Source organism: Methanomassiliicoccaceae archaeon DOK, assembly GCA_009911715.1.
Classification (GTDB): Archaea; Thermoplasmatota; Thermoplasmata; order Methanomassiliicoccales; family Methanomethylophilaceae; genus Methanoprimaticola.
In genome coordinates this window covers 964,483-982,500 of the sequence record CP047880.1, presented here as the reverse complement: position 1 = coordinate 982,500, position 18,018 = coordinate 964,483, and the positions used below count along the sequence as shown (strand labels likewise).

The window sequence follows — 18,018 nt, the reverse complement described above, 5'->3', positions numbered from 1 at the left end:
ATAATAGAGCGTTCCCCGATACCGTGCCTGTTTGAGGTTTGGCAATGTCGGATTTACTAGCTAGAGAGGGGAAGCAGCTCCTCCTGGGCAACGAGGCCATCGTCAGAGGTCTGTTCGAGGCCGGCGTGGACTTCGCATCCACCTACCCCGGGACTCCTTCCTCCGAGATCGGGAACCTCCTCGAGAAGCTCGCGTCCGACGCGGGCATGTATTTCGAATTCTCCACGAACGAGAAGGTCGCCATGGAGGTGTCCGCAGCCGCGGCGTCCTCCGGCCTCAGGTCGTTCGTGTTCATGAAGCACGTCGGTCTGAACGTGGCCGCGGATCCCATGATGACCCTGGCCTACTCCGGGGTGACGGGCGGCATGCTCATCCTGACCGCCGACGACCCGTCGGCCCACAGCTCCCAGAACGAGCAGGACAACCGCTACTACTCGCAGCTCGGCCTTCTGCCGATGGTGGAGCCCTCCACGCCCGCCGAGGCGAAGGACATGGTCAAGGCGGCTTACGCCATCTCGTCCGAGACGACTCTCCCCGTCCTGTTCAGGACCACTACCAGGGTGAACCACGCCCGCGGTGTGGTGGACCTCGGTGAGCTGGGCGCCCCCAAGGGAAAGGGGCATTTCGACAAGGATGTCGTCAGGTTCGTCAACATCCCCGCTCACGCCAGGGTGAACAGGAAGAGGCTCCTGGAGCTGATGAAGAGGGCTGCGGAGCTCTCCGAGTCATCGCCGCTGAACTTCGTGGAAGGGGAGGGCGACATCGGAGTCATCACCTCCGGCGTCTCCTACACATATGTGAAGGAGTTTGTCAAGGGGGTCTCCATACTCAAGCTCGGCTTCACCAATCCCCTGCCGGAGAGGAGGATCGCCGAGTTCGTGAAGGGCAAGAGGTACGTCGTCGTCGTGGAGGAGCTGGAGCCCTTCCTCGAGGATCAGGTCCTCAGGATCTGTGCCCAGAACTCGTTCGACGTCCCCGTGTACGGGAAGAGGTCCGGACACCTGCCGTACGCCTGGGAGTTCAATCCCAAGACCCTCGAAGGCGTCGACGAGCTCGTCGACGTGCAGAGGTTCAGGGAATCAATGCCGGCGACGCAGGTGAAGCTGCCCAGCAGGCCACCGACGCTGTGCGCCGGATGTCCCCACAGGGGCATGTACGCCGCCACCAAGAAGGCGGTCGGCTCCAGGGACGTGATCTACTGCTCGGACATCGGATGCTACACGCTCGGTGTCGCCCCGCCTTTCCAGACGGCTGACTTCATCATCTGCATGGGAGGCGGTGCCGGTGCCGCCGGAGGGTTCGCCGCGGCGACGGATCAGACGCCGATCGCGTTCATCGGCGACTCCACGTTCTTCCACGCAGGGGTCCCGGCTCTGGTGAACGCGCTGTTCAACGACCACAAGATCATAATGGTCATCCTCGACAACCGCACGACCGCGATGACGGGCCACCAGCCCAACCCCGGTACGGGAAGGGAGTTCGGAGGTATCCAGACCGAGCCCATAGACATCGAGAAGCTTGTGCGCGGAATCGGCGTGAAGTACGTCGAGGAGGTGGACCCGTACGACGTCAAGGCCGCCACCAAGGCCATGAAGGGGGCCTTGGAGCACGACGGCGTCGCCGTCATCATATCCAAGTGCCCCTGTCCCCTCGAGCTCAAGAAGCGCAAGATGCTGGAGGTCAAGAGGTGCGAGGTGGATCAGTCCAAGTGCATCAGGTGCTACACCTGCCTGAAGATGATCGCATGCCCGTCCCTGATCAAGAGGGGGGACGCCGTCGAGGTGGACCCGACCCAGTGCATCGGCTGCGGCATGTGCGCGAACGTCTGTCCCAAGAACGCAATCGAGGTGAAGAGATGAAGTACACCATCCAGATCGTAGGGGTCGGAGGACAGGGCGTCCTCCTCGCATCAATGGTCCTCGGGAACGCGGCCATGAACAGAGGCTACAAGGTGGCCATGAGCGAGGTCCACGGAATGGCCCAGAGGGGAGGAAGCGTCCTCTCGACAGTCCGCTTCGGGGACGATGTCATCAGCCCCCTGGAGGCCGACGGGTGCGCCGACCTGATCATGGGCTTCGAGCCCGCCGAGACAGTCAGGAACCTGCCCCTGGGCAACAGGGACACAGCGGTCCTGATGAACCTCGACCCGGTGTTCCCGTCGATGGTCGCCGCAGGGTTCGAGAAGTACCCTGACATCGATGAGCTGATCGGTGCCGTCAGGGACGTCAACCCCAATCTCGTGACCTTGGACGCGACCAAGCTGGCGATCGAGGCGGGCAAGGCGGTGGCGGCCAACGCCGTCATGATCGGAGCAGTCGCAGCCATGAAGGACTTCCCCCTCATGAAGGAGGACCTCCTCGAGGCTCTGAAGGCGCAGGTGCCCCCGAAGTTCCTGGACCTCAACGTCAAGGCCTTCGAGATGGGCTACAGCGCCGTCAAGAACTGATCACAAACCATCCGGGGAGGTATCCCTCCCCGGGCTTTCGATTCTCATCCCACTCGCGGACGTCGGCATCGGTCCGAGGACTCGTCGGCCTTCCTGAGCAGGTCCATCTTGAACTCGTAGTAAGCGGGACTCATGTCCATGTGATGGACGTGGGGGTTCTCGAACCTCTGCTCCTCCTGCCATATCTCTTCCCTGAGCTGCCTGTCCACGTAATCCCTGATCTCCTTCAGGTCCCTCGTCGGCGATACGCGTCTTCCATTCCTTATGACGGGATGCAGGAGCTCCCTGGCCGTGCAGTCCACGAGGTAGATCTCCTTCCAGGGCTTTACAGGATCGACCGCCCTATAGGGTTTCGTGAGGTCGACCTCCTCATCCTCCAATGTGATGAGGTCGCAAACGGCGTGTCCGGTGCCGTCGTACACACGGTACACCTTCTTCCTGCCCGGGTTCGTGATCTTCTCGACCGCCTCGGAGACCTTGATGGTCGGCCTGCTCACTCCGTCCTTCCTGACGGCGGCTATCTTGTAGACGGCACCCAGCACGGGGTCGCTCTTGGCGGTGATCAGCCTCTCGCCGACACCGAAGGAGTCGATGCGGGCACCCTGATCGATGATTGATGTGATGGAGTACTCGTCGAGGCTGTTGGAGGCTATGATCCTGCAGTCCTGCAGGCCGGCATCGTCAAGCATCCTGCGGACCTCCTTCGTCAGATAGGCCAGGTCTCCCGAGTCCAGACGGACGCCCTTCAGCCTCTTGCCCATCGGCTCCAGCACTTCCTTGGCGCATCTGATGGCGTTGGGGGTGCCCGACCTGAGGACGTCATAGGTGTCAATCAGGAGCACGGTATCGTCGGGGTAGATCTCGGCGTATTTCCTGAACGCCTCGAACTCCGAGTCGTGGTACATCACCCAGCTGTGCGCCATCGTCCCGCTGACAGGGATGCCGAACATCTGCCCCGAGAGGACGGTCGCAGTGCCGACGACGCCGCCGATGTACGCCGCTCTGGCTCCGTAGACCGCGGCATCCATGTTGTGGGCCCTGCGGGCACCGAAGTCGGACACCGCCCTCCCCTGTGCCGCCCTGACGATCCTGCGGGCCTTGGTCGCGATGAGGGACTGGTGGTTGAACTGGGCCAGGATCGCAGTCTCCACGAGCTGTGCGTCTATCATGGGGGCGGTGACGGTGACGACGGGTTCATTGGGGTACATGATGGTCCCCTCGTCGAAGGCGTCTACGTCCCCGGTGAAACGATAGTTGCTGAGGTAATCCAGGAATCTGTCGTCGAACATTTTCAGGGACCTGAGGTACTCGATGTCCGCTTCGTCGAAGCGCATATGCTCGATGAAGTCTACTATCTGCTCAAGTCCGGCGAATATCGCGTATCCCCCGCTGTCCGGTATCCTTCTGAAGAAGACGTCGAACGTCGCCATGTCGTCCCTGTGGGCCTCCAGGAAGTATCCGTTGGACATGGTCATCTCGTAGAGGTCCATCATCATTGACAGGTTGCGTCCGTCGAATATGCTCATCTTTTTCCCTCGATCGGTATCAGGAAGCCACATCGTATCCGACCATTCATCTGTGATGTGCGACAGGCTGGCTGGGGGTACTGCGGATTCCAGGGAGGCGAATTGGTTCTTCTCGTACATCATGGCTTCCTTGGAAGTCGGAGGTCATCCAGTCGCCCGAGTCCCTGTGACTGCCTATCAGACCCACAGATGTCCGACACGCATCGGAAGGGCATCCGTTCCAGTGTGGGATTTTCTATGGAAAAAACCGGATTCTAGATGCTTGTCGACGCAGGTGCTCACCAACACAACGAAATGAAGAGAGGAGGCGGGCCGGAGGCCCGCAAGAGGAAACAAATGTGCGGGAGGGCAACGCCCTCCCGCTGGGGGAGAAAAGCGTGATAGACCTTTTCAAGCGCTGATGAGGAGCTCTATGGGGTACTTCTCCTTCTTGGAGGTCTCCCTTGTGGTCTTGACCGGCCTCTGCCTGGAGATCTCGTCCACGAACGTCTCCTCGACAGCTGCGACGCAGTCCATGACGTGCCTCATGATGCTCTTGTTGACCTCGCCGAAGGCGCGGTCCATGGTGAGGTCGGGCATCCTGGCGAGGACCAGGTCGTTGTCCACGAGAATCGTGTGCTCGCAGACGGCCCTGATGTGCCTGTAGCCCTCTCTGGCGATCTCCTTGCGCCTTCCCTCGAAGGAGAAGGGGCTGATCGCGACGGCGAATGTGAGTATTCCCTGAGACCTGGCAGCGTCGATGACGACGGATGCGGCACCTGTTCCGGTTCCGCCTCCGAGACCCGCGATGACGAACACGACATCATGTCCGGAGAGTGCCTGCCTGATCTCCTCCTTGTGGATGTCGGCGCACTTCTTCCCGAGGACGGTGTCCCCGTGGGCTCCCTCGCCCTTCAGGACCTCCTTGCAGATGTAGATCTTGGTGTCCGCATCCGTCTTGTGGAGGGCGTCCTTGTCAGTGTTGATCGCGATGGTGTCCACTGCGCAGAGCGAATCGCTGAAAGCGCTGACGACGTTGCATCCCGCACCGCCCACGCCGACGACCGCTATGCGCGGCTCGACCGCGATTTCAATGTCGTTCCCTGTCATGTGCATCACCCGTTGCTTCGATCTCGTCTTTCGTTAAGGTGTTTGAATAGCATCCATCAGCCTCGGCCGTGGCCGTTCCCATCCGGCTGACGGATGCGATTTCCCATCCCTTTTTTCTTCACTTGAGCGCGGCATTCCTCTGTGCAGTCCTGAAGGAGTCCTCGATGGCCTCCTCCTCGACCGTCTTCGGGACGATCTTATCCAGGACGCACCTCCTGATGAACTCCTCCTCGTTCAGGCACATTCCGCGCTGAACCAGCTGGTTGAGTGCATCCAGGTGGATGTCGCTGAGGCGGACGAAGATCCCGCCCTCCGAGGGCATCTGTCCGGCAGGGGAGTCGTATGTCTCCATGTACCTCTTGATGGCCTCGCGGATGAAAACCGACTTGTTCTCGAGATCGCGCTCACCCATGAAGTCCTCCAGTGCCTGGAGCTCCTCGGTTCCCATCCTGAGGGTGATCTTGATTCCGTCGTCGGTCATTTCCATCCTTTCCTGTTGCAAGAGAGAGTTTTTCCCATCCCTTCCCGCTTGCAATCAAGATTATGTCTTACGTGATATTTAAAGCTTGTCCGACAAAAGTAAGACACACGTCTGACAGAGATTTTCCGTCGGAAATCACTGTTTCCGGCTCATTTCTCTGTCAGACGGATGCTTGAATCGGGACAAGTGTCTGCGAAGAGACTCGTCTTCGATGAAGATGTATGCTTCGGATGTAGATAAATGTGTTCTAGTCGGACGCGTCTTACCGCGTCTTACAGCGACGTCTTACGTCATCCGTCTTACGTGTCGGACATGTCCGACATGGATCCGAACCATCGTCGGACCGGGATGGCTGGATGCCGAGGATGGGTAATCTGACGGTGGGCCCTCGCCTTCAGGTGCCTGCCCCATCTTCCCTATCTCAACCTTTTTATCAATATCCCTTATTACGCGCACGTGTAATAAAGGGATCCAAATGGCCAACGACTACGGAACAATGGAAGCCAAATGGCAGGCCCGCTGGGCCGAGGCCGGTCTGGACAGGTCCGACAGGGACGAGTCCAAGCCCAAGTTCATGATCATCTTCGCGTACCCCGGTGTGACGGGGTACCTACACGTCGGTCATCTGCGCGGATACACCTATGTCGACGCGATCAACAGGTACAAGCGCATGACCGGTTTCAACGTGCTCTTCCCCGTGGGGACCCATGCCACCGGAAACGGCGGCATATCGCTGTTCAACAGGATTTCCCGCGGCGACGAGGCCACGATCGACTACCTCAAGAGGAACGGCTGCACCGACGAGGACCTCGCCGGCATGAAGGACCCCCTCTCGGTCGTCGAGTTCTTCAACAAGGTCTACGTGAACGACTACTGGAAGAGGTTCGGGTTCCTCGCCGACTGGAGGAGGTTCACATGCACCCTATATCCCGATTACGCCAAGTTCATCCAGTGGCAGTTCAGGAAGCTCCACGACGCCGGACTGCTCATCCAGAAGCCCTACTACGCCCCCGCATGTCCCAACTGCGGGCCCGTCGCGGTCGATCCCTCCGAGACGGACATCTCCAAGGGCGGCAGGGCCGAGACGCAGGAGTACACCCTCCTCAAGTTCAGGCACGGGGACGAGTTCCTCATCGCAGCCACCCTCAGGCCGGAGACCGTGTACGGGCAGGTCTGCTTCTGGGTCAACCCCGAGGTGGAGTACAGGAGGATCAGGAAGGACGGAGAGACCTGGATCGTCTCCCCGCAGGCGTCCGAGAAGCTGCAGCTCCAGAAGGACGGCATCGAGGAGATCGGCACGATCCCCGGCAGCGAGATGATCGGATGGATGTGCGAGGCCCCCATGATCCACAGGGAGATCCCCGTGTTCCCCGCCACCTTCTGCGACCCGGATGTGGGAACGGGTCTGGTGACGTCCGTCCCGTCCGACGCGCCCGACGATTGGATCTCCCTCGAGGCGGTCAAGAGGGACCCCGCCCTAAGGGAGAGGTACGGGCTCTCCCAGGAGCTCATCGACTCCGTCGTCCCCATCTCGATCATAGAGATGAAGGGCTACGGAGACTTCCCCGCCAAGGACATGATCGACAGGCTGGGCATCAAGCAGCCCGGCGACCCCAAGCTGGTCGAGGCCAAGAAGCAGGTCTACAAGGACGGCTACCACATGGGCCGCATGAAGGACGTCTGCGGCGAGTACGCCGGACTCCGCGTGGAGGAGGCCAAGGACAGGATGCGCCAGGCCATGATTGACGCCGGCGAGGCGGAGCCCTTCTTCGACCTCACAGAGGAGGTCGTCTGCAGGTGCGGACGCAGGGTCCACATCAGGAGGATCGACGACCAGTGGTTCATCAACTACGCGGACAAGGACCTCACGCAGAGGACGTCCGACCACTGCAGGACCATGGACATCAATCCGCCGGAGTACGCGGACAACGTCCACGGTGTCCTGGACTGGTTCAGGGAGAGGGCGTGCGTAAGGCTTGGCAACTGGCTGGGAACGAGGTTCCCCTACGATGACAAATGGATCATCGAGGCCATCTCCGACTCCACGCTCTACCCGATATACTACACGATCTCGCTCTACGCCAACTCGCACCAGATCGAGCCCGAGCAGATGACGGAGGAGTTCTTCGACTACGTGTTCCTCGGCAGGGGGACGCCGTCCGACGTCGCCGCATCCACGGGCATCGCCCAGGACCTCGTCGAGAGGATGAGGGCGGACGTGCTCTACTGGTACCCCCTGGACATCAACCTCGGCGGCAAGGAGCACATGACCGTGCACTTCCCTGCGTTCCTGTTCAACCACGTGGCCATCCTCCCCCAGGATATGTGGCCCCGCGGCATCACAGTCAACTGGTACATCACCGGCAAGAACAGCGACAAGATCTCCAAGTCCAAGGGAGGGGCCCAGCCCATCCCCGGCGCGGCCGCAAAGTTCGGCGTAGACGCCATGAGGCTGTACTACGCGCACGTGGCGTCCATGTTCGTGGACGTCGAGTGGAGCGAGGACACCGTCATGACCTACAGGCAGAGGGTCGACAGGATATTCGGCGCCGTGCAGGACCTCATCGCATCCGAGTCCGACTCCCCCAAGGGGGAGATGGACGCCTGGCTGATGTCCAGGTTCAACACCCACCTCAACGAGATCAGGGCCGCCATGGAGAAGTACGACCTGAGGCAGATGACCACCACGGTGTACTTCGACATGTACAACGACATCAAGTGGTACTCCAGGAGGGGAGGCAGCAACGCCGAGACCATCCGCTCCGCGCTGAAGATCTGGATCCAGGCCATGATGCCCGTCACCCCCCACACCGCCGAGGAGCTGTGGGAGTCCGCCGGGTTCGAAGGCCTGGTGTCCGCCTGCCAGCTCCCTGAGGCGGATCCGGACGCGATCGCCGCCGCCTCGGAGTACGGCGAGAACCTCATTCGCGACGTCATGTCCGACATCACCGAGATCAGGAAGATCGCCAAGATGGAGCCCAGCAGGATCGTCCTGTACACCTCCGCCGAGTGGAAGAGGGAGGTCATGAGGAAGGGGGCCGCGATGCTCGCCGAGGGTGAGCTGACCGTCCCCGGACTCACGAAGGCCTGCATGTCCGACGAGTCCATCAAGCGCAACGGCAAGGCCGCGCAGGAACTGGCGAAGAAGGTCGCCATCGAGTTCCCCAGGTCGTCCCCGGAGTCCAAGAGGCCCCTGTACGAGACGGACGAGTTCTCGCTGCTCTCGTCGGCGAAGGGCTTCCTGGCGGAGGAGACGGGACTGGAGGTCGAGGTCCTCTCCGCCGACTCCGAAGGCCTCTACGACCCGCAGAACAAGGCCAGGGCAGCGGCGCCCGGAAGGCCCGCCATACTGCTGGAGTGAGCCCCGTGTTCATAGACCTGGCCAGGAGCAGGAAGACCTGCAGGACCTTCACGGAGGAGCCCCTGACCGAGGAGGAGATGGGACTCATCATGGAGGCCGGCCGCCTGGCCCCCTCCTCCAGGAAGCTGGACGACGTGCGCCTCGTCCCCGTCAGGGACGTGTCCCTCATCAGGAGGCTGGCGCTGTGCAAGCCCTCCTCGACGACTCCCCTTGAGACCGCGACGTTCGCTGTCATCGTCGCCGCCGATCCCAGGGTCTGCGACGTCTGGATCGAGGACGCCTCCATCGCGACCATAATGATCCAGCTGGAGGCGGAGGACCTCGGACTGGGAAGCTGCTGGGTGCAGGTCAGGCTCAGGGATTCCGACTCCGGCACGGCGGAGGAGTTCGTCATCCGCGAGGCGGGACTCGACCCGGAGTGGAAGGTCCTGTCGATCGTGGCGGTCGGAAGGCGCAGATGAGCATGGAGCTCAGGCCCCTGGACCCCTCCGTCGTGGGGAGGGCCAGGGACCTCTACCTCGAGGCCTTCCCCGAGGAGGAGCGCTTCCCCTTCGACGTCCTGACGGGGCTGACCGCCGACCCGGACTGCAGGTTCCTTTGGATGGACGTCGACGGCTCGTTCAAGGGCATCGCCTACGTCATCCTCACCGACGATCTCCTCTTCCTCCTGTACCTGGCGGTGACCCCCGGGGACAGGGACTGCGGCCTGGGTTCCGACGCCCTGTGGCTGGTCAAGTGCATGGCAGGCGGGAGGAGGGTCTTCCTCAACGCGGAGGCGGTGGACGAGCAGGCCGACAACATCGGCCAGAGGCTGAGACGCACCCGCTTCTACGACAGGAACGGATTCGCCCCGCAGTGCACCTACAGGACCCCTGACGGTCAGAGGTACCTGCTTTTCAGCTGGGGAGGGTCGGTGACACCCGAGGAGGCCTTCGCCCTGTACGGCAGCAAGCTGGATTCCGCAGGGGTCACGGGCGTTGAATGACCGAGGCCTCCGGTGTAACGTTATATTCATGGCAATCGGTGTCCCGACCGTCGCATTCGCGGCAGGAGTCACGGGATGATCAAGTCAACCTTCGATATCGACACGGTCGCGGAGGCCGTGGGTTTCTGGATTCCGGGTTTCCGCGCGGACCTGGCCGCAGGTCTCGGGGACACGGCAGATTACAGGCTCAGGTGCACCCGGAACGAGCTGATAGAGGACTTCGATGTGCACGTCGCGGTGCTGGACGGCGCCGCCGAGGTTACGGTCGCTGGTGCAGACGGGAGGGTCTCCGCGGTACGCATGCCCGTGGGGGCGGACGGGGCGCTCGGCCCGATTACCGGGCCCATGGTCCCGATGGCCCTGGAGGGGATACCCTCCGGAGACGGGACGCTCGAATGCACGGTGTGCATGTTCTCCGGCAGGAGGTCCGGCATGGCGTGGATGCATGACGGCATCGCCCGCAGAACCATCCATGATGCGGGCGGATACAGGCTGTGCTTCGACCTGGTTGGGAGCTCACTCCTCTGAGCCCCATCTGCTGTAGAGTCCGTGGTCGACGCCGATCTGGTCCAGGCATCTGCCCACTACGATGTCCACGATGTCCTCCACGGTCTTCGGTCTGGGGTAGAATCCTGGGTTCGCGTCGACTATCCTCACCCCGAGCCTCGCCAGCTTCAGCTCGTTCTCCAGCATGATCGCGCTCTTGGGGGTCTCCCTCACCAGGAGGATGAGCTTCCTGTCCTCCTTGATGCATACGCTCACGGCTCTGGAGATGAGCGTGTCGGCGATCCCGTTGGCGAACTTGGCCACTGACGATTCGCTGCACGGCGCCACGAACATGGCGTCGTACCTGAAGCTGCCGGAGGCGATGGATGCGAACATCTGGTCATCATCGAAGACCTGGTCCGCCATGGCCTCCACCTGCTCCACGGTATAGTCGGTCTCCGCCGGGATTATCTCCCTCGCGGTCCTGGAGATGACGAGGATCCTCTCACCCTCCAGCTCCTGGAGCAGTCTGATCCCGTAGATGGCGCCCGATGCGCCCGTGATGGCGACGACATACCTCACGTCGGAGCCCAGTACTTCCCGCTTTAAAACGATGTCTGCTCCGTTCAAGTCGATACATATGTTAGAAGGGGCTATGTAATCTACATCGGCATGATAGATATCCTGCATCTTCGATGTAGTCATACGATGTCTACCAAGGGCACCGCTTTGTTCGCTGTCGCCACCGTGATTCTGGTTGCTTTCACTGCGTTCTCGTATCTGGAGATGGACGAACCCTCAGATGCCGACGGGCAGGAGAACTCAAGAACAATCGATACATCCCCCGAATCGAATGACGACAAGACTGACGATCCGGACACGTGGGAGCAGACGGACGGGGCTCCGTTCACGGGGTCGTGACCGCTGGCTGTTCTCCAAACTTCTTACTTATTAAGTATAATGGGAAGTCCGGTCGGCTGTAGCCGACCGGAATGATGTTGGTGCTGGGGTCCCCGTGATCAGTCCATCGCGGAGTTGATGGCGATCTCGGCGATGTCCATGGAGTACTCGGCGACCCTCTTGACGCTGCTGGAGATGAGCTCGGCGGCCATTGCCGTCTTCTCGTCCACGGCATCGTCGAGGTTGGCGATCTCCTTCGACCTCTCGACGAGCTTCTCGCCGCGCTCGATGCACTTGTTCGCGGCGTCCATGTTCTTGGCGGTCCATGTCCCGACCGAATCGGTGAAGAGCGTGACCACGTCCCTTCCGGTGGAAAGGATCCTGTCGTCGACCTCGGTGGGCTTTGCCTCTATGATCGGTCTGAGGTTCGATGCGAGGAGGACGGCGTGGTCGCCGATCCTCTCGACGGATCTGCTGACGCTTCCGCAGCGGGTGATCTCGCAGAGGTCCATGCCCATCCTGCGGGAGATGGTGATGTCCTTCTGGTGTATGCTGACCTGACGGGATATGAGCCAGTCGAGCCTGTCGACCTCCCTGTCCCTCTCCGACATGGCCTCGATGATCTTCGGGTTTTTCTCTTCCAGCGCGTCGAGGACGTCGTTCAGCATGTTCCTGACAAGAACCTTCATCCTCTCGACGGACTTGGCGGGCTTGATCTCGCCCTGGTCCATGAGGTCCTTTATGACGATGAAGCTCTCGCTCTCCTCGAGGATCTCCAGGCCGATGGCGGTCTGGGTGAAAGACGAGGCTGTGCTCGCGACCATGCTCGACAGCTCGCCCTCGGAACGGAGCTCGATGACGTCGTGGCCCGCAATGTATGCGCCCACGAGCTGTCTGTAGAGGTAGTCGCGATCGGTGATGCCGTCAGCATCGATGATCTTGGTGGACCCGGCGAGGGCTGCCTGCTCTCCCCCGGGGTAGATCACCATGCTCCCGTCGGGCTGCGGCTGTAGTCCGACAGTGTCATTCTTCTTCAGGCCTACGGAGTCGGCCCAATCTTTAGGGAGTGTGATCATGAACGATGATCCGCCGGTAATCTGTATCCTTCTTAGGTCCACGGAGGATTGATGCACCATAGGGATATAAAGATAATTTCAGTATTATATATGTATCTATATGTAATATATAGAAAAGTAGAACCATGTTTTTTCGTCGTTGTTTTATCGATCCACTTTGTATTATATTATTAATAAAACGTTGATAAATAACAACATTGAGTTGGATGCATCGGCATTGAAAAACGGTAGCCAGATATTGTATTCAATAGGTTTCGTTAATCATATTTTATGTATGATTATATAGTGAATATATATCTATGTATAAATTCATATAATATTTCGAGTAACTATATACACAGACCTAGATTACGCAAATACTGAGGTGTCACAACCTTGGATACAAAGAAAATAGCCGCAATCGTTGTGGTCATCATCGTTATCGTTGCAGCCGTTGCAGCCTATATGGCTCTCGGCAACAACGGTGGAGACAACAACAGTTCATCTGCTCATGCCGTCACTCTCGACGGCGTCGTGGCTTCCGAGGACAACGTCCTGAATGGAACCTACTCCATCTCCAGGAACCTCGTGCTCGTCACCGACGGAGAGCCCACTGGAAACGTCGCAGCCTTCCTGAGCTGGATCACCAGCGAGGAGGGACAGACCATCCTCGGTGAGGAGTTCGTGAAGCTCACCGAGTTCACCGAAGAGACCGCTCCTTCAGAGAGCGGTGACACCACCATCGTTATGGGTGGATCCACATCCCTTTCCGAGACAGCCACCAAGCTCGCAGAGGCTTACATGGCGAAGTACCCCTTCATGACCGTCTCTGTTCAGGGCGGAGGATCCGGAGTCGGAGAGTCCAGCTGCCTTTCTGGAGAGTTCGACATCGGAATGCTCTCCCGTGACCTTTCCGAGAGCGGAGCCGCTCAGGGTCTCCAGGACATCATGATCGGTCAGGACGGAGTCGCCGTCATCGTCAACGTCGACGGAGTCGACGGACTCACCACCGCACAGGTTGCCGCCATCTTCAGCGGCGAGATCACCAACTGGAGTGAGGTCGGAGGACCCGACCAGACCATCCAGGTCGTCATCCGTGAGGATGGATCCGGAACCCGTGACTGCTTCGACACCGCCATGGAGGGTGTTGACTCCAACTACGTCTGCACCCAGAACGCTGTGACCTGCCAGTCCACCGGACTCGTCATCCAGAACGTCCAGCAGACATCCGGTTCCATCGGATACATCAGCATCGGACAGCTCGGAGCTCTCGAGCCTGATGATTCTACCGGTGCTCATGCCGTCACTCTCGACGGCGTCGTGGCTTCCGAGGACAACGTCCTGAATGGAACCTACTCCATCTCCAGGAACCTCGTGCTCGTCACCGACGGAGAGCCCACTGGAAACGTCGCAGCCTTCCTGAGCTGGATCACCAGCGAGGAGGGACAGACCATCCTCGGTGAGGAGTTCGTGAAGCTCACCGAGTTCACCGAAGAGACCGCTCCTTCAGAGAGCGGTGACACCACCATCGTTATGGGTGGATCCACATCCCTTTCCGAGACAGCCACCAAGCTCGCAGAGGCTTACATGGCGAAGTACCCCTTCATGACCGTCTCTGTTCAGGGCGGAGGATCCGGAGTCGGAGAGTCCAGCTGCCTTTCTGGAGAGTTCGACATCGGAATGCTCTCCCGTGACCTTTCCGAGAGCGGAGCCGCTCAGGGTCTCCAGGACATCATGATCGGTCAGGACGGAGTCGCCGTCATCGTCAACGTCGACGGAGTCGACGGACTCACCACCGCACAGGTTGCCGCCATCTTCAGCGGCGAGATCACCAACTGGAGTGAGGTCGGAGGACCCGACCAGACCATCCAGGTCGTCATCCGTGAGGATGGATCCGGAACCCGTGACTGCTTCGACACCGCCATGGAGGGTGTTGACTCCAACTACGTCTGCACCCAGAACGCTGTGACCTGCCAGTCCACCGGACTCGTCATCCAGAACGTCCAGCAGACATCCGGTTCCATCGGATACATCAGCATCGGACAGCTCGGATCCCTCTAAGGAGACTGAATCATGGAAACATATCAGTACGGTCTCAAAAGAGGCGGGTCACACAGTGATCAGATAATGAAATACGTCCTACTGGCGGTCTCTTCTCTGGCCGTACTGATAGTCTTACTCATCATTCTGTTCACTGTAGCGAATAGCTGGACCGCAATCACTGAGATCGGAATCCTGGACTTCATCTTCGGTGACGTCTGGTATCCCGGAAGGGGCGACTATGGAGCCCTGCCCCTGATCGCCGGAACGATCCTCGTCACACTCGGAGCAATGGTGTTTGCGGTTCCCGTAGGAATCGCATGTGCCATCTACATCTCAGAGATCGCACCGGCAAAGACTCGCAACATCCTGAAGCCTCTGGTGGAGCTCTTCTCGGCCATCCCTTCCGTCGTTTACGGATTCATCGGAATGGTCGTGCTGATCCCCATACTGAAGGCTCTCTTCCCTGATCAGCAGGTGTTCAGCAACTCCTGGCTGGCAGCCTCGCTGATTCTGGGAATCATGGCCATGCCCACGATCATCTCGGTCTCAGAAGACGCCATCCATTCCGTTCCCCAGTCATACAGGGAGGCCTCTCAGGCAATGGGAGCCACCAAATGGGAGACGATCGTCAAGGTCGTCGTTCCTGCGGCAATCTCCGGAATCTCCGCTGCAATCATCCTCGGAGTCGGAAGGGCCATCGGAGAGACCATGGCGGTCCTGATGCTGACAGGAAACTCGCCTGTCATCCCCGAACCTCTGTGGAACGTCTTCGGACTCATCAGTACGCTTACGGGAACCATCGCCCTTCAGCTCCCCGAGTCGGTAGCGGGATCTGTCACCCAGTCCGCCCTCTTCGAGCTCGGAGTAATCCTGATGGTCATGGTCCTCATCATCAACATCTCCTCCAGGTACGTCATAAAGAGAACCAACCGCAAGCTCGGTAACATCGACCCCAGGAAATCCATGCTCTACCGCATGACAGGAAAGACCAGCATGATTCCGAACAGCGTTTCGGACAAGGTCTCGGACCATCGCAGCCTGTTCATCATGGCGACTCTGTACGTGCTCGTCTTCATCGGGGTGTGGATGTTCTCGTCACTGCTCACCAGTGAATTCATGGCGCTCGTGGCAGCCGTAGTGGTCACCGTCGTCCTGGCTCTCGTCGTCAAGGTCTTCTCCGGAATCAACTCAACCAGCAGGGAGAAGTTCTGTTTCGGAGGGCTCACGGTGGTCATGGGCTTCGTGCTCCTGATACTCGTCGTAATCATCGGATACATCCTGATCAACGGCCTTCCCGTCATTGACTGGGAGTTCCTCACCACCAGCCCCACAAATGGAGGAAGGGACGGAGGAATATTCCCTGCTATAGTCGGATCCCTCGAACTCATCGCTGGAACCGCTCTGATTGCATTCCCCATCGGAATCCTGACCGGAATCTATCTCAACGAATACGCCAGGGATACAAAGTACACGAGAATCATCAGGGAAGCCATAGATCTGCTGAACGGTACGCCCTCCATCGTGTTCGGTATGTTCGGTATGATCATATTCGTCAGGTACGCAGGACTCGGCTACTCCATGCTGGCCGGATGGGTCACCCTGGCCTTCATGATCCTGCCCGTCATCATCAGAACCACGGAGGAGGCCATGAAGTCCGTTCCGCCCGAGCTCAGGGAGGCATCCAGGGCCATGGGTGCTACCAAGTGGAAGACCATCTACAAGGTCGTCATCCCGGCTGCAATGGGAGGTATCGTCACCGGTTCCATCCTGTCCATCGGACGTGCAGCCGGAGAGACAGCACCCATCATGCTCACAGCGGCAGTCATCTCGCAGCCGAGTCTCGCTGGATCCATCTTCGATCCTGTCATGGCTCTGCCCCTGCACCTGTACCATCTTGCGATGGACCTGCCCGGGACGACGGATCTCCAGTACGCAACAGCCACTGTGCTGCTGTTTGTCGTGCTGATCTTCTTCGTCGCGGCCTCACTGATCAGAAGCCACTACAACAAGAAGGTTAGGTGGTGACAAATGAATTTCAAATTCGGTAAGAAAGAAGAAAACCAAGACGCGGGCGTCGCCGCCGGCGGAAGCAAAATGGCCGCCGAGATCGACGAGAACACAGCGAAGGATGTGAACTTCCTCGAGTGGTCCCAGAACACAGACCCCATGGTCGTTCGCTTCGATTCGGACGAAGTGTGCATCGACATCAGGGACATCGATCTGTGGTACGGGGAGAAACAGGCCCTGTTCAAAGTCGATCTCCCGGTGAAGAAGAACTCAATCACCGCCCTCATCGGTCCCTCCGGATGCGGAAAGTCCACTCTGCTGAGAAGCATCAACAGGATGAACGACCTGGTTCCCGGATGCCGCATTGAGGGGCAGATGCTGTTCCACGGTGACAACCTCTATGCACCGGATGTCGACATCAACGATCTCAGGACCAGGATCGGTATGATCTTCCAGAAGCCCAACCCGTTCCCCATGACCATCAGGGAGAACATCACCTACGGGCCCAAGATCCACGGGATCAAGGACAAGAAGGAGCTGAACGAGATCGTCGAGAGATGCCTGCAGCAGGCCGCCCTCTACGACGAGGTCGCAGACCGTCTCGACACCTCCGCCCTCGGACTCTCGGGAGGACAGCAGCAGAGGCTGTGCATCGCAAGGGCGCTCTCTGTCAACCCGGAGGTCATCCTGATGGACGAGCCCACCTCCGCGCTGGACCCCATCGCCACCTCCAAGATCGAGGATCTGGCTCTGGAGCTCAAGAAGGATTACACCGTTGCCATCGTCACCCACAACATGCAGCAGGCGTCCCGTATCGCGGACTACACCGGCTTCATGTACCTGGGCAAGATGATCGAGTTCAACGAGACCGGTCCGATGTTCAACAAGCCGGAGAAGGCTATGACCGAGAGGTACCTCACAGGAAGGTTCGGATGATACTATGCAGAGATTCCTAGACGACATAGAAGCACTGGTGAACGAGACCGTTGACATGGGCAACCTCGCATCCGAGATGATCGAGAAGTCAGTCCAGGCCATCGTCGACGGAAACGTCGAACTGGCCGACGAGGTCATCGACGACTTCGCGAGGATCGACCGTTACGACAACGAGATCGAGGAGGCGGCGATCAGGATCCTGACCATCTACCAGCCCACCGCTGTGGACACAAGGACGGTCGCAACCATCCTGAAATCCATCACATACCTCGAGAGGATCGGGAAGTACAGCTACAACATCGCCACCGCCACCAAGTATCTGAGCGAGAAGCCGATGTTCGAGCCCGTGCAGCTGATCCAGCCCTTCGGGGAGGTGGCGGTCCGTATGGTCAAGCTCGTGACCAAGGCCTTCGAGGAGAAGTCCGTCGACGATCTCGACAAGATCTCGGAGATGGACGACTACCTCGACAAGACCATGCGCGAGGACCTGATCAAGATCATCGACTTCATCAACGAGAACGAGCAGAGCGCCGACGTGTGCACATACTACATCTCGGTGATCAAGTACCTCGAGAGGGTCGGTGACCACGCCTGCAAGATGGCCGAGAAGGTCAACTTCATGGTCACCGGAATGCGCGCACGCATAGAGTGAGTCCATCGCAAACCTCTTACCAAACCTCTTTGAACCATCCTTCCGCAAACT

At 59.3% G+C, this 18,018-nt stretch carries 16 protein-coding genes; 11 read left to right on the top strand and 5 right to left on the bottom strand.

The window, feature by feature from the left end; all coding sequences use genetic code 11:
- Positions 1–38: 38 nt before the first annotated feature.
- Both iorA and iorB read left to right on the top strand, forming a co-directional pair.
- Positions 39–1,859, top strand: coding sequence for an indolepyruvate ferredoxin oxidoreductase subunit alpha (gene iorA, locus JS82_04960; GenBank protein QHK17484.1), 1,821 nt, complete (start codon positions 39–41; stop codon positions 1,857–1,859).
- Positions 1,856–2,446, top strand: a complete 591-nt coding sequence (gene iorB, locus JS82_04955; protein QHK17483.1) for an indolepyruvate ferredoxin oxidoreductase subunit beta — start codon at positions 1,856–1,858, stop codon at positions 2,444–2,446. Before iorA ends, iorB begins: the two co-directional genes overlap by 4 nt.
- Positions 2,447–2,490: 44 nt before the next feature.
- Here iorB and JS82_04950 read toward each other — a convergent pair whose 3' ends face one another.
- From JS82_04950 to JS82_04940, 3 genes are all read right to left on the bottom strand, one after another.
- Positions 2,491–3,972: a nicotinate phosphoribosyltransferase gene (locus JS82_04950; protein ID QHK17482.1), complete on the bottom strand. Its 1,482-nt coding sequence runs from the start codon at positions 3,970–3,972 to the stop codon at positions 2,491–2,493.
- 390 nt (positions 3,973–4,362) lie between these two features.
- On the bottom strand, positions 4,363–5,061 hold the full coding sequence (locus JS82_04945; protein ID QHK17481.1) for a cell division protein FtsZ: 699 nt from the start codon (positions 5,059–5,061) through the stop codon (positions 4,363–4,365).
- A gap of 118 nt (positions 5,062–5,179) precedes the next feature.
- Positions 5,180–5,542, bottom strand: a complete 363-nt coding sequence (locus JS82_04940; protein QHK17480.1) for a hypothetical protein — start codon at positions 5,540–5,542, stop codon at positions 5,180–5,182.
- 475 nt (positions 5,543–6,017) lie between these two features.
- On the opposite strand from JS82_04940, the gene leuS reads away from it, so the two are divergent.
- From leuS to JS82_04920, 4 genes are all read left to right on the top strand, one after another.
- Entirely contained in the window at positions 6,018–8,903 is a 2,886-nt protein-coding gene (leuS, locus tag JS82_04935; GenBank protein QHK17479.1) for a leucine--tRNA ligase, read from the top strand.
- A 5-nt stretch (positions 8,904–8,908) separates the two neighbouring features.
- Complete coding sequence (locus JS82_04930; GenBank protein ID QHK17478.1) at positions 8,909–9,364, top strand: NAD(P)H nitroreductase; 456 nt, start codon at positions 8,909–8,911, stop codon at positions 9,362–9,364.
- Positions 9,361–9,888, top strand: coding sequence for a GNAT family N-acetyltransferase (locus JS82_04925; GenBank protein ID QHK17477.1), 528 nt, complete (start codon positions 9,361–9,363; stop codon positions 9,886–9,888). The genes JS82_04930 and JS82_04925 overlap by 4 nt, the downstream gene beginning before the upstream one ends.
- 75 nt (positions 9,889–9,963) lie before the next feature.
- Positions 9,964–10,416 carry a hypothetical protein gene (locus JS82_04920; GenBank protein ID QHK17476.1) on the top strand — a complete coding sequence of 151 codons (453 nt, stop codon included), beginning with the start codon at positions 9,964–9,966 and terminating at the stop codon, positions 10,414–10,416.
- Here JS82_04920 and JS82_04915 read toward each other — a convergent pair.
- Positions 10,405–10,956: a UbiX family flavin prenyltransferase gene (locus JS82_04915; GenBank protein QHK17475.1), complete on the bottom strand. Its 552-nt coding sequence runs from the start codon at positions 10,954–10,956 to the stop codon at positions 10,405–10,407. The two genes, JS82_04920 and JS82_04915, sit on opposite strands and share 12 nt — an antisense overlap.
- 126 nt (positions 10,957–11,082) lie before the next feature.
- Here JS82_04915 and JS82_04910 point away from each other — a divergent pair, with 126 nt between their 5' ends.
- Positions 11,083–11,295 (top strand): hypothetical protein, encoded by a 213-nt coding sequence (locus JS82_04910; protein ID QHK17474.1) that lies wholly within the window; start codon positions 11,083–11,085, stop codon positions 11,293–11,295.
- 98 nt (positions 11,296–11,393) lie between these two features.
- Here JS82_04910 and JS82_04905 read toward each other — a convergent pair whose 3' ends face one another.
- The gene (locus JS82_04905; GenBank protein ID QHK17473.1) at positions 11,394–12,392 is read right to left on the bottom strand and encodes an AbrB/MazE/SpoVT family DNA-binding domain-containing protein; all 999 of its coding nucleotides are present in this window, start codon (positions 12,390–12,392) and stop codon (positions 11,394–11,396) included.
- Positions 12,393–12,725: 333 nt separating this feature from the next.
- Between JS82_04905 and JS82_04900 the strand changes: the two genes are divergently transcribed.
- From JS82_04900 to phoU, 4 genes are all read left to right on the top strand, one after another.
- Positions 12,726–14,390, top strand: coding sequence for a hypothetical protein (locus JS82_04900; protein QHK17472.1), 1,665 nt, complete (start codon positions 12,726–12,728; stop codon positions 14,388–14,390).
- Positions 14,391–14,456: 66 nt separating this feature from the next.
- Positions 14,457–16,397, top strand: a complete 1,941-nt coding sequence (pstA, locus tag JS82_04895; protein QHK17471.1) for a phosphate ABC transporter permease PstA — start codon at positions 14,457–14,459, stop codon at positions 16,395–16,397.
- 141 nt (positions 16,398–16,538) lie between these two features.
- Complete coding sequence (gene pstB, locus JS82_04890) at positions 16,539–17,315, top strand: phosphate ABC transporter ATP-binding protein (protein ID QHK18411.1); 777 nt, start codon at positions 16,539–16,541, stop codon at positions 17,313–17,315.
- A 4-nt stretch (positions 17,316–17,319) separates the two neighbouring features.
- Complete coding sequence (phoU, locus tag JS82_04885; GenBank protein QHK17470.1) at positions 17,320–17,967, top strand: phosphate signaling complex protein PhoU; 648 nt, start codon at positions 17,320–17,322, stop codon at positions 17,965–17,967.
- Positions 17,968–18,018: the final 51 nt, after the last annotated feature.

Coding starts and splice junctions, on each gene's coding strand:
- iorB (QHK17483.1), top strand. CDS start 1,856: ATGAAGTACACCATCCAGATCGTAGGGGTCGGAGGACAGGGCGTCCTC.
- JS82_04950 (QHK17482.1), bottom strand. CDS start 3,972: ATGAGCATATTCGACGGACGCAACCTGTCAATGATGATGGACCTCTAC.
- JS82_04945 (QHK17481.1), bottom strand. CDS start 5,061: ATGACAGGGAACGACATTGAAATCGCGGTCGAGCCGCGCATAGCGGTC.
- JS82_04940 (QHK17480.1), bottom strand. CDS start 5,542: ATGACCGACGACGGAATCAAGATCACCCTCAGGATGGGAACCGAGGAG.
- leuS (QHK17479.1), top strand. CDS start 6,018: ATGGCCAACGACTACGGAACAATGGAAGCCAAATGGCAGGCCCGCTGG.
- JS82_04925 (QHK17477.1), top strand. CDS start 9,361: ATGAGCATGGAGCTCAGGCCCCTGGACCCCTCCGTCGTGGGGAGGGCC.
- JS82_04920 (QHK17476.1), top strand. CDS start 9,964: ATGATCAAGTCAACCTTCGATATCGACACGGTCGCGGAGGCCGTGGGT.
- JS82_04910 (QHK17474.1), top strand. CDS start 11,083: ATGTCTACCAAGGGCACCGCTTTGTTCGCTGTCGCCACCGTGATTCTG.
- pstA (QHK17471.1), top strand. CDS start 14,457: ATGAAATACGTCCTACTGGCGGTCTCTTCTCTGGCCGTACTGATAGTC.
- pstB (QHK18411.1), top strand. CDS start 16,539: ATGGTCGTTCGCTTCGATTCGGACGAAGTGTGCATCGACATCAGGGAC.
- phoU (QHK17470.1), top strand. CDS start 17,320: ATGCAGAGATTCCTAGACGACATAGAAGCACTGGTGAACGAGACCGTT.